Origin of the sequence: Pseudomonas sp. R19M, assembly GCF_050312585.1 — a bacterium.
GTDB lineage: Bacteria > Pseudomonadota > Gammaproteobacteria > Pseudomonadales > Pseudomonadaceae > Aquipseudomonas > Aquipseudomonas palleroniana.
Genome location: NZ_JBNPJV010000106.1, coordinates 1 through 11,785 on the forward strand (window position 1 = coordinate 1; position 11,785 = coordinate 11,785).

General features: G+C 60.8%; 10 protein-coding genes. 5 read left to right on the forward strand and 5 right to left on the reverse strand.

Translation table 11 applies throughout. The features are described 5' to 3' along the window. Nucleotides 1-104 precede the first annotated feature (104 nt). The 5 genes from ACQRBT_RS27130 to exaC all read right to left on the reverse strand — a co-directional run bounded on the left by ACQRBT_RS27130 (nt 105) and on the right by exaC (nt 6,068). On the reverse strand, nt 105-563 hold the full coding sequence (locus ACQRBT_RS27130; protein WP_060754748.1) for a GNAT family N-acetyltransferase: 459 nt from the start codon (nt 561-563) through the stop codon (nt 105-107). Between the two features lie 89 nt (nt 564-652). Further along, entirely contained in the window at nt 653-1,492 is an 840-nt protein-coding gene (gene eutC, locus ACQRBT_RS27135) for an ethanolamine ammonia-lyase subunit EutC (protein WP_104996073.1), read from the reverse strand. After that, complete coding sequence (locus tag ACQRBT_RS27140) at nt 1,489-2,883, reverse strand: ethanolamine ammonia-lyase subunit EutB (RefSeq protein WP_161548436.1); 1,395 nt, start codon at nt 2,881-2,883, stop codon at nt 1,489-1,491. The genes eutC and ACQRBT_RS27140 overlap by 4 nt, the downstream gene beginning before the upstream one ends. A gap of 54 nt (nt 2,884-2,937) precedes the next feature. After that, nucleotides 2,938-4,371 carry an ethanolamine permease gene (eat, locus tag ACQRBT_RS27145; RefSeq protein ID WP_412047416.1) on the reverse strand — a complete coding sequence of 478 codons (1,434 nt, stop codon included), beginning with the start codon at nt 4,369-4,371 and terminating at the stop codon, nt 2,938-2,940. A gap of 176 nt (nt 4,372-4,547) precedes the next feature. Next, nucleotides 4,548-6,068 (reverse strand): acetaldehyde dehydrogenase ExaC, encoded by a 1,521-nt coding sequence (gene exaC, locus ACQRBT_RS27150; RefSeq protein WP_104996070.1) that lies wholly within the window; start codon nt 6,066-6,068, stop codon nt 4,548-4,550. Between the two features lie 271 nt (nt 6,069-6,339). Between exaC and ACQRBT_RS27155 the strand changes: the two genes are divergently transcribed. The 5 genes from ACQRBT_RS27155 (at nt 6,340) to ACQRBT_RS27175 (ending at nt 11,699) form a co-directional block, all read left to right on the forward strand. Further along, entirely contained in the window at nt 6,340-8,271 is a 1,932-nt protein-coding gene (locus tag ACQRBT_RS27155) for a sigma-54-dependent Fis family transcriptional regulator (RefSeq protein WP_412047415.1), read from the forward strand. Nucleotides 8,272-8,369: 98 nt separating this feature from the next. Next, entirely contained in the window at nt 8,370-9,293 is a 924-nt protein-coding gene (locus ACQRBT_RS27160) for a hypothetical protein (RefSeq protein WP_412047414.1), read from the forward strand. Between the two features lie 153 nt (nt 9,294-9,446). Next, a complete protein-coding gene (mpl, locus tag ACQRBT_RS27165; RefSeq protein WP_090365629.1) occupies nt 9,447-10,796 on the forward strand; it encodes a UDP-N-acetylmuramate:L-alanyl-gamma-D-glutamyl-meso-diaminopimelate ligase in 1,350 nt (449 codons plus the stop codon). After that, nucleotides 10,793-11,422, forward strand: a complete 630-nt coding sequence (ubiX, locus tag ACQRBT_RS27170; protein WP_060754740.1) for a flavin prenyltransferase UbiX — start codon at nt 10,793-10,795, stop codon at nt 11,420-11,422. The genes mpl and ubiX overlap by 4 nt, the downstream gene beginning before the upstream one ends. After that, nucleotides 11,415-11,699, forward strand: coding sequence for a YceK/YidQ family lipoprotein (locus tag ACQRBT_RS27175; protein ID WP_060754739.1), 285 nt, complete (start codon nt 11,415-11,417; stop codon nt 11,697-11,699). Before ubiX ends, ACQRBT_RS27175 begins: the two co-directional genes overlap by 8 nt. The last annotated feature ends 86 nt before the right edge of the window (nt 11,700-11,785 follow it).

Consider the following 11,785-nt stretch of genomic DNA (forward strand, 5'->3'; position numbering starts at 1 on the left):
ATAGCGCAGTGTCAGTCGATACATCGATTGGCTGACCTGCCGCTATCGGGAGCAAGCCCCCTCCCACAGGTCACCTTCCACAGGTGATTGAGGGTGTTCTGCGGTCAGTCTTCACTGATCGGCAATACATAGTTCTTGAACTCGGTGTCTTCACGAAACCCGATCGACTCGTAGGTCTTCTGCGCCACCTTATTGTCACTGCTGGTGGATACTCGCAGCCGCACCGCCTGGGTTTCCTTGGCCATCTTCTTCGCCGTGCGCATCAGGTTGTCCGCCACCAGTTGGCGGCGGGCGTCTTCGGCGACGTAGATGTCGTTGAGAATCCACACGCGCTTGAGCGACAACGACGAAAAGCTTGGGTACAGCTGGCAGAACCCGAGCAGTTTCTTGTCGTCGTCATCCGCCAGGGCCAGATAGATCACCGACTCCTTGCGCCGCAGGCGCTTTTCCAGGAAGTTTCGCGAGGAGTCCGGGAACGGCAATGCGCCGTAGAATTCGCGGTATTTGACGAACAGGGGCGTCAGCAGGTCCAGGTGTTCCAGGGTCGCTTGAGTAATCCGCATGTCAGGCCTCGACGTCAAATGGGGGGATGACCACGCAAGCGGCCGTGACTCGATGCTGCCTAATGGCGCTAAAAAGCGCAATCATGCGGCTATCGGTCATCCGCTGGGCTAAGCAGGAAATTCCCTTTCATCAGGTCCGGATCATCCGACTCGATGGTCTGAACCTGCGCCTCGTCCTTGAGGTTGACGCCCGACAGTTGCCGGCGGCACGCCTCTTTCATCAAGTAAAGCAGGCGATGAGCCGCCATGCCGTAACTGAGCCCCTCCAGGCGCACATTCGAGATGCAATTACGGTAAGCGTCGGTGAGGCCTACCTTGGGGTTGTAGGTGAAATACAGCCCCAGGCTGTCTGGCGAGCTTAGCCCTGGACGTTCGCCGATCAGGATCACCACCATCTTGGCGCCGAGCAATTGGCCGATTTCGTCGGCCACCGCCACACGGCCCTGTTCCACCAGAATGACGGGAGATAAAGACCAGCCTTCGGCGTGGGTCTGTTCTTCCATGCGCGTCAGAAATGGCAGCGTGTGTTTATGCACCGCCAGCGCCGACAAACCATCCGCGACCACCACGGCCAGGTCGACCCCGCCAGGGTGGGCGCTCGCGTAGTCGCGCAACTGTTGCGCCGAGTCATCGCTCAGGCGTCGCCCCAGGTCCGGGCGTTGCAGGTACATATGCCGGTCGACGGCGGCGCTGTGCAGCAACAGGCTGTCACGGCCACGTTCGGCCAGTTGGCGGCTCAGGCCGGCGTGGTCGAAGGGCAAGTGCACCGCGTCACGCGCCTGGGCGTGGGCGAATTGAAAATCCAGCTGCGCCTGGGTGGGAATGCTGGTGCCGGTGCGGCCCAGCGCAATGCGCGCCGGCGTCAGGCGGCGCAGTTCCAGCCAGGGGTTGTCGGGGAGTTCTACGGGTTGCACAGGCGGCTCCTTCATCCCAATTGCGCCAAGGCGTGGCGAAACGCTGGTGGCAGGCTGTTGCCGAAGTGCACCTTGCCGTCGGCTTGCGTGAAGATGCCCATTTTCGCCAGCCACTGTTCAAACTCCGGTGCCGGTTTCAGCCCCAGGGTCTGGCGGGCGTACAAGGCATCGTGGAACGAGGTGGTCTGGTAGTTGAGCATGATGTCGTCGGAGCCCGGGATGCCCATGATGAAGTTGATCCCGGCCACACCCAGCAGGGTCAGCAGGGTGTCCATGTCATCCTGGTCGGCTTCGGCGTGGTTGGTGTAGCAGATGTCGCAGCCCATCGGCACGCCCAGCAATTTGCCGCAGAAGTGATCTTCAAGGCCGGCGCGGATGATCTGTTTGCCGTTGTACAGGTACTCCGGGCCGATAAATCCTACGACTGTGTTGACCAAAAATGGCTTGAAATGCCGCGCCACGGCGTAGGCACGGGTTTCGCAGGTTTGCTGGTCCACGCCAAAGTGTGCGTTGGCCGACAAGGCACTGCCCTGGCCGGTTTCGAAATACATCAGGTTCTGGCCCAACGTGCCGCGGTTCAGGCTCAGGCCGGCGTCGTAACCTTCCTGCAGCACGCTCAGGCTGATGCCGAAACTGGCATTGGCCGCCTCGGTACCGGCAATCGACTGAAACACCAGGTCCAGCGGCACGCCACGGTTGATCGCCTCGATGGAGGTGGTGACATGGGTGAGCACGCAGGCTTGGGTGGGGATTTCGTAGCGTTGGATGATCGCGTCGAGCATTTCCAGCATGGCGCAGATCGAGGCGATGCTGTCGGTGGCCGGGTTGATGCCGATCATGGCGTCGCCATTGCCATAGAGCAGGCCATCGAGAATGCTCGCGGCGATGCCCGCCGGTTCATCCGTCGGGTGGTTGGGCTGCAGGCGGGTGGATAAGCGCCCGCGCAGGCCCAGGGTGCCGCGAAACTTTGTGACCACGCGGATCTTCTGCGCCACCAGCACCAGGTCCTGCACGCGCATGATCTTCGATACGGCGGCGGCCATTTCGGGTGTCAGCCCTGGCGCCAGGGCGCGTAGGGATTGTTCATCGGCGGCCTCGCTGAGCAGCCAATCGCGCAGGCCGCCGACGGTCAGGTGGCTGACGGCGGCAAACGCCTGTTGATCATGGGTGTCGATGATCAGCCGGGTGACTTCATCGCTTTCATACGGGATCAGCGCTTCCTGCAGAAAGTGCTTCAGCGGGATATTCGCCAGCGCCATCTGCGCGGCCACCCGTTCACCGTCGTTCTGCGCGGCCACGCCGGCAAGAAAGTCCCCGGAGCGTGCAGGGCTGGCCTTGGCCATCACGTCCTTGAGGCTGTCGAAGCGGTAGGTTTGCGTACCCACTGCGTGAGAAAAACTTGCCATACAGTGTCTCCTTGGCGGCACGGGCAAGGCGCCCGCGCCGAGGTTTACGGCATTTCAGTGCAAGGCGGCTTCCGCGGCCTGGATCGCCGCGAATTCCTCTTCCGGCGTGCCTGCTACCAAGTGATGCCGGCTGTAGAAAGCAAAGTAAGCAATTAATACTCCATAGATGATCGCGGCGCCAATGACGACGCGAGGGTCGACCAGAAAGCCCGCCACCACGGCCACGCAGGCCAGCACCAAGGCGACACCCGAGGTAAAGATCCCGCCCGGTGTGCGGTACGGACGGTCCATTTTGGGGCGACGGATGCGCAAGGTGATGTGCGCGGCCATCATCAGTACGTAGGAAATGGTCGCGCCAAACACCGCCACCAGAATCAGCAAATCACCTTGGCCGGTCAGCGACAGGACAAAGCCGATGATGCCGGGGATCACCAAGGCAAAGACCGGTGCTTTGCTTTTGGTGGTCTGGGACAGTTTGCGCGGCAGGTAACCGGCGCGGGACAAGGCGAAGATCTGCCGCGAATACGCGTAGATGATCGAGAAAAAGCTGGCGATCAGCCCGGCCAGGCCGACCAGGTTGACGAAGCCGCCCATCCAGGTCGAACCGCCGTAGGACAGCGCCAGCGCTTCAACCAGCGGGTTACCCGACTTGATCAGCGCATAAGTGCCCGCGCCGCCCGGTGCAATGACCAGAATCAGCAAGGCGAAACTAGTCAGCACCACAATGGCGCCGATCAGGCCCCGAGGCAGGTCGCGCTTGGGGTTCTTGGTTTCCTCGGCGGCCAGGGGCACGCCCTCTACGGCGAGGAAAAACCAGATCGCATAGGGAATCGCCGCCCACACCCCGACGTAGCCGAAGGGCAGGAAGGTGCTGGCGCCCTTGGCTTGCGTCACTGGGATATCCAGCAGGTTGGCGATGTTGAAGTGCGGCGCCATCGACACCAGGAACACCCCCAGGGCAATGGCCGCAATGGCGGTGATCACAAACATCAGCTTCAGGGCTTCGCCCACGCCGAAGATGTGGATGCCGATAAAGAGGATGTAGAACGCGAGGTAAATCATCCAGCCGCCAATGCCGAACAGCGACTCGCAATAAGCCCCGATAAACACCGCGATGGCGGCGGGCGCAATGGCGTATTCAATCAGGATGGCGGTGCCCGTGAGGAACCCGCCCCAAGGGCCGAAGGCACTGCGTGCAAACCCGTAGCCGCCGCCGGCGGTGGGGATCATCGAGGACAGTTCGGCCAGGGAAAAACACATGCACAGGTACATGGTGGCCATCAGCAATGTCGCCAGGAACATGCCGCCCCAGCCACCTTGGGCCAGGCCGAAGTTCCACCCGGCGTAGTCGCCGGAGATGACATAGGCAACGCCAAGGCCGACCAGCAGTACCCAGCCGGCGGCGCCTTTTTTCAGTTCGCGTTGTTGGAAGTATTCGGAGTCGACTTTTTCGAAGTCGACGGAAGAACTCGTGGGTTCGCTAGGCATGGGAAGTACCTTCCATTCTTATTGTTTTTAACTCGGCCTCTGTGTGCCGAATGTGGGAGGGGACTTGTTCCCGATAGCGGTGTATCAGGCAACAGGGGTGCGAATGAAACACCGCTATCGGGAGCAAGCCCCCTCCCACAGTTGAGTGCATTTCAAATGCAGGAGAGGGGTATTAGTTAGAAAAAGCCCAACGGATTAATGTCGTAACTGACCAGCAGGTTTTTAGTCTGCTGGTAGTGATCCAACATCATCTTGTGCGTTTCACGGCCCACGCCGGATTTCTTGTAACCGCCAAACGCGGCATGCGCCGGGTACAGGTGGTAGCAGTTGGTCCACACGCGACCGGCCTTGATCGCCCGGCCCATGCGGTAGGCGCGGTTGATGTCGCGGGTCCATACACCGGCGCCCAGGCCGAACTCGGTGTCGTTGGCAATGGCCAGGGCTTCGGCTTCGTCCTTGAAGGTGGTGATGCTCACCACCGGGCCGAAGATTTCTTCCTGGAACACGCGCATCTGGTTATTGCCCTTGAGCAGGGTCGGCTGGATGTAATAGCCGCCGGCCATGTCGCCGCTGAGCTGCTCGACCTTACCGCCGGTCAGCAGTTGCGCGCCTTCGCCCTTGGCGATATCCAGGTAGGACAGGATCTTGTCGAACTGCTGCTCGGACGCCTGGGCGCCGACCATGGTGTCGGTGTCCAGCGGGTCGCCGCGTTTGATCTGTTCGATCTTCTTCATCACCACCTTCATGAAGTCGTCGTAGATCGACTCTTGCACCAGCGCCCGCGACGGGCAGGTGCACACTTCACCTTGGTTGAAGAACGCCAGCACCAGGCCTTCGGCGGCTTTTTCGATAAACGAAGGCTCGGCCTTCATGATGTCTTCGAAGAAGATGTTCGGCGACTTGCCACCCAGTTCAACGGTGGACGGAATAATGTTGGTGGCCGCTGCATGCATGATGTGCGAGCCCACCGGCGTGGAACCGGTGAAGGCGATCTTGGCGATGCGCTTGCTGGTGGCCAGCGCTTCGCCGGCTTCTTTGCCGAAGCCATGCACCACGTTCAGCACGCCCGGCGGCAGCAGGTCCCCGATCACTTCCAGCAGCACGTTGATCCCCAGCGGGGTTTGCTCGGCAGGCTTGAGCACCACGCAGTTGCCGGCGGCCAGGGCCGGGGCGAGTTTCCACGCGGCCATCAGCAGCGGGAAGTTCCACGGGATGATCTGGCCGACTACGCCCAGGGGCTCGTGGAAGTGGTAGGCGGCGGTGTGTTCGTTGATTTCGGCGCTGGTGCCTTCCTGGGCGCGGATGCAGCCGGCGAAGTAGCGGAAGTGGTCGGCCGCCAGCGGGATGTCAGCGTTGAGGGTTTCACGCACGGCCTTGCCGTTGTCCCAGGTTTCGGTGATGGCCAGCAGTTCGAGGTTCTGCTCGATGCGGTCGGCGATTTTCAGCAGCACCAGCGAGCGGTCCTGGGCCGAGGTCTTGCCCCAGGCGTCAGCGGCGGCATGGGCGGCGTCCAGCGCCTTGTCGATGTCTTTGGCAGTGGAACGGGGGAATTCGGCGATAGGCTTGCCGTTGACCGGCGAGGTGTTGGTGAAATAGTTGCCCTCGACAGGCGCAACGAATTCGCCACCAATGTAGTTGCCGTACTTGGCCTTGAACGAAACGATAGCGCCTTCAGTACCGGGGTGTGCGTAACGCATGGTGGGTATCTCCTGGCTTTTATGTTTATTGGAGTGCAGCGCAAAGCGCTTGATAAAGCGTAGAGCAAAGGTTGGGCCACTGCTGCGCGAGCCAGGTAAATCAAGGGGTTAGGGTTTGTTGCAAGGCGTTGCTGTGACGTAGCTGGTACAGGTGGTGTGACAGTTTGTGCCACACGCGATACAGCCTGTGACCGGCGGGTCTGCCCGGGATTGCAATGGTCGGATGGCTGGGGGATGCTGGCTGTTCTCACGCAGGGAGAATAATAAGAACATGCACAACGATCATTTCAGTCGCCATGCCCAGCAAGTCTTGACCGTTACCCGTGGGCAAGACCTTTCCCAGGGCCCGGGCAGCGACCCGTCCATCGCCCGCTCCTGGCTGCGCTGCCTGGAGGACTATCACCTCGACCCCGCCCAGACCCTCGCCCCCACCGTGCTTGAACACGGCCGCCTGCTGGAAAGCCGCGAGCGCCTGCAACAAGTGCTGCACATTGCGGGCAGCGAGATGAACAGCCTGCACCAGCAATTATCGGGCGCCGGCCATGCCGTGCTGCTCACCGATGCACGCGGGGTGATCCTCAACTGTGTGACCGCGCCGTCCGAGCGCAAGATTTTCGAGCGCGCCGGGCTGTGGCTCGGCGCCGATTGGAGCGAGGCCTGTGAGGGGACCAATGGCATCGGCACCTGCCTGGTGGAGCGCCAGTCCCTGACCATTCACCGCGACGAGCATTTTCGCGGCCGTCATACCGGGCTGACCTGCTCGGCGAGCCCGGTGTTCGACCCGCAAGGTGAATTGCTCGCGGTGCTGGATGTGTCATCTGCGCGGGAGGCGGTGTCGCGCCAGAGCCAGTTCCACACCATGGCACTGGTGAACCTGTCGGCGAAGATGATCGAGAGCTGCTATTTCCTGCGGCATTTTGAACATCACTGGCTGTTGCGTTTTCACCTGCAAGCCGAGTCGGTGGGGCTGTTCAGCGAAGGGCTGGTGGCGTTCGATGGGGACGGGCGTATCTGTGCGGTCAATCAGAGCGCATTGAACCTGCTGGGGCAGGGGCGCAGCGGCTTGTTAGGGCAGCTGGTGGAAGCCTATTTCGACTGTTCTCTGGACCAGATGCTTGGGCGGGCCAGCGCCAATGCCACGGCCAGTTGGCCGTTGCGCACCCGTGATGGCCGGCAGTTGTTCGCCGCTGTGAGGGGGCAGTCGCGCAGCGTACCGGTCGCCATGCCGGTTCCTGCGGTGAAGACCGAGCCGCCTCGCCAGCTGGGGATCTGCCTGGGCGATCCGGCCCTGCAAAACGATTTTCGCAAGGCGCTGCGGGTTTTCGAGCGCGACGTACCGTTGCTGGTCAGCGGTGAAACCGGGTCCGGCAAGGAAGCGTTCGCCAAGGCCGTGCACCAGGCCAGTCAGCGTGCCGATAAAGCCTTTATCGCCCTCAACTGTGCGGCCATCCCGGAAAGCCTGATTGAAAGTGAACTGTTTGGTTATCGTGCCGGCAGCTTCACGGGTGCCCGTAAGGAAGGCATGCAGGGCAAGTTGCAGCAGGCCGACGGGGGCACGCTGTTCCTCGATGAAATCGGTGACATGCCGCTCGCGTTGCAATCGCGGCTCTTGAGGGTGCTGGAAGATCGCATGGTGGTGCCCCTGGGCGGCGAGCCCCAGGCGGTGAATGTCAGAATTGTCAGCGCCACGCACCGCAATCTGATTGAGCGCGTGCAGGAAGGCAGCTTTCGAGAGGACTTGTACTATCGACTGAACGGCCTGGAAGTTTCTTTGCCCGCAGTGCGTGAGCGCAGTGATAAAGAGCAGTTGCTGGCGTTTGTGCTGGAGCAGGAAGCCAGCGGGCAGCCGGTTTCGCTGCGCGCCGCAGCGCGCCAGGCACTGTTGGCGTACGCCTGGCCGGGCAATGTGCGGCAGTTGCGTACGGTGTTACGCACGTTGGTCGCGTTGTGCGATGACGAATGGATCGGCCTGGATGACTTGCCCGCCATGATTCGCCAGGCGTCAACGCGCCAAGGCGTGGTGGATGTGCCGTCCCGCTCGATGCTGGAGGATGCCGAGCGCCTGGCGTTGGTCAGCGTCCTGGAACAACAGCGCTGGCAGATGACCCGTGCCGCCGAGCAGTTGGGGGTCAGCCGTAATACCCTCTATCGAAAGTTGCGTAAGTATGGCGTCGAGTTGCGTATTAAACGTGAACAGGGGTAATTATGTAGTTTCTACTGTGTGTGGATATGTGGAACTGGGGAATTTTTTTATCCACTTATTGAGTGCCACTGAATGATTGGCTCAATAAGGTGATTGCTATGAGAATTCCCGCTATTTTTAACCCGTTTAAAAGTGCTCTCCATAAAATCAGCCCGCCAAAAGTCGAGGTACCTGCTGCGGGTACTGCAGGTAAGTACCTACCTGTTCCCCGTACGAACTTGCCTAACGTTCCGTCTGATCCGCATCGAGTGCTGGCTAATCAAAACTTCAAAAAACTCCTGTTGGATATGAAGAGCACTGGTGCCGCGGGTGCCAAGCTTCCTTCACATTCGCACCCTGCTCCAAAGACGATGGGTGATGTTGTACAGAACATGATCACGGCAGACCGCTTGGTCAAGGCGGGTGTTTTCAAGACGGGGCCAGACTTGAAAACGGTGACCCGCGACGCTTTTGTCAATGCCGCGGTCAATGGGCTGGTCAGCACGCCCCTGAGCATTGCGACCTATGCAGGCTCCGTCTGGAGCGGTGAGCAGATCAAGGGCGCGTTCTCCGCCAATACGCCCTTGTTGCCTCCCGCGCACCAGCCGGCACCCAGCCAACAGTCCAAAGGGGCGGCAGGCTTGGGCAACGAGCTGCCCCAGCCATCGGCGCAAGATCTGCAGTTACGCCTGGAAAACGCGGAATTAAAGCTGCTGTTGACGGCTAATACCATCCAGTCATTTGCCGAAGGAGGTAAGGGGCTTGCGTTGGATAAGTCGGCAGGCTGGCCAACGGAGTCGAGTGCACGTCTTGATCATCTGGAAAAGTTATATGACGCCGCCGAAACTTCCTTGAAGGCGCTCGCCGAACATAACGAGTTCATCTTCAAACCTTATAAGAATCCATTGCTGACGCCTGAAACTTCCATGACATCGCGCCTTGATGTGCTGGATAAAAGAAACGAAGTTATCCAGAAAATGATTGTTCGTATGCTTAATGTCTTGCAGGAAGAGGCGCCTCAGGAATCTGCGCAAGTCGTTTAATAATAGCGTTTGGTCGGGTACTGGCGCAGTGTCCGGGCATTGGACTCCGGGGGAGGGGGCGGCAGCCTGCCAGGGCAAGCGCCGTGTGTAGGTAAAAGAGTGCCATTTGCCCCTCCCTGCGCTAACCTGCCTCGATGTTTTACGAGGTCGACTATGCACATTCATATTCTTGGTATCTGCGGCACATTCATGGGTTCGATGGCGGTTCTGGCCAAAGAGCTGGGCCATCATGTCACCGGCTCCGATGCCAACGTCTACCCCCCCATGAGCACGCAACTCGAGGCACAGGGCATCGAGCTGACCCAAGGCTATGACCCGTCGCAATTCGACCCGGTGCCCGACCTGGTAGTGATCGGCAATGCCATGTCCCGTGGCAACCCGGCGGTCGAGTACGTGCTCAATAAAGGTTTGCCTTATGTCTCCGGCCCGCAGTGGCTGGCGGACCATGTGTTGCAAGGCCGCTGGGTGTTGGCGGTGGCCGGCACGCACGGCAAGACCACCACCAGCAGCATGCTGGCCTGGGTGCTGGAGCACGCGGGCATGAGCCCGGGTTTCCTGATCGGCGGTGTACCGCAGAACTTCTCGGTGTCGGCGCGCCTCGGCGATACGCCGTTCTTCGTGATTGAGGCGGATGAGTACGACAGCGCGTTCTTCGACAAGCGTTCCAAATTTGTCCATTACCGCCCGCGCACGGCGATATTGAACAACCTTGAGTTCGATCACGCGGATATCTTCCCTGACCTGGCGGCGATCGAGCGGCAGTTCCATCATCTGGTGCGCACCATCCCGAGTGAAGGCCTGGTTATCCACCCGACCACTGAGCCTGCGTTGCAGCGCGTGATCGAGATGGGCTGCTGGACCCCGGTGCAAACCACCGGCGCGCACGGGCAGTGGCAGGTCAAACTGCTGAGCGACGACGGTTCAAGGTTTGAAGTGCTGTTTGAGGGGGAGTCCCAGGGCATCGTCGATTGGGGCATGACTGGCCAGCACAACGTCGCCAACGCGTTGGTCACCCTGGCGGCGGCACGCCATGTGGGCGTGGTGCCTTCCATGGGGATTGCCGCGTTGAGCGCTTTCAAGAGCGTCAAGCGCCGTATGGAAAAGGTCGCCGAGGTGAATGGGGTGACGATCTACGATGACTTCGCCCACCATCCGACGGCGATTGCCACCACCCTGGACGGCCTGCGCAAACGTGTTGGCGACGCGCCGATCATTGCCATTGTCGAGCCGCGCTCCAACTCGATGAAGCTTGGTGCGCACCGCGATGGCTTGCCGGAAAGCGTCAACGACGCCGATCAGGTGGTCTGGTACGCGCCGGCCAACCTGGGGTGGGACCTGCCGGCCATTGCGGCGCTGTGCACGGTGCCGTCGAAGGTCTGCGACTCGATCGAAGGCATCATCGAACACGTCAAGCAACGGGTCACGCCTGGCACTCACGTCGTGGTGATGAGCAACGGCGGTTTTGGCGGCCTGCACGGTAAATTGGCCGAGGCGCTGAAATGAGCGGCCCCGAGCGCGTCACCCTGGCGATGACCGGCGCCTCCGGCGCGCCCTATGGGTTGCGCCTGCTCGATTGCCTGGTACGCGAAGACCGTGAAGTGCACTTCCTGATCTCCAAGGCGGCGCAGTTGGTGATGGCGACCGAGACCGATGTCGCGCTGCCGGCCAAGGTCCAGACGATGCAGGCGTTCCTCACCGAATACACCGGTGCGGCGGCGGGGCAGATCAAGGTCTACGGCAAAGAAGACTGGATGTCGCCGGTCGCCTCCGGCTCCGGCGCGCCGGCCGCGATGGTGGTGGTGCCGTGTTCCACCGGTACCTTGTCGGCGATTGCGACGGGTGCTTGTAACAACCTGATCGAGCGGGCGGCGGATGTGACGCTGAAGGAGCGTCGCCAGTTGATCCTGGTACCACGCGAAGCGCCGTATTCGAGCATTCACCTGGAACACATGCTGAAGTTGTCGAACATGGGCGTGACCATCTTGCCGGCCTCGCCAGGCTTCTATCACCAGCCGCAGACCATCGATGACCTGGTGGATTTCGTGGTGGCGCGCATTCTGAACCTGCTGAATATTCCCCAGGACATGCTGCCACGTTGGGGTGAACATCATCTGAGCAGTGATGAATAAGGCGCTGTTGCTGTTGCTTGCGTTGCAACTGACGGGCTGCGCGACCGCACGCACGCTGGATGCGGCGCAACCTGGCGCGCCGGTAGTGTATGCCGGCACGCGCTTGGACCTGTATGCAATGAACGGCGGTTGCTGCGCCAAGGACCGGTTTGGCGCTGAGGCCCCGGCTTATCCTGGCGTGGACCTACCGGCAAGCGCAGTCCTGGATACGCTGCTGTTGCCACTGTCGGTGTTGACGGTACTGGGCGTGGGATTCAACGCAACGGGTGGCCTCTGACCTGAGTCTTCAAAACACCACAAAACCATTGTGGGAGGGGGCTTGCTCCCGATAGCAGTGTGTCAGTCAGCTTATCTGTAACTGAC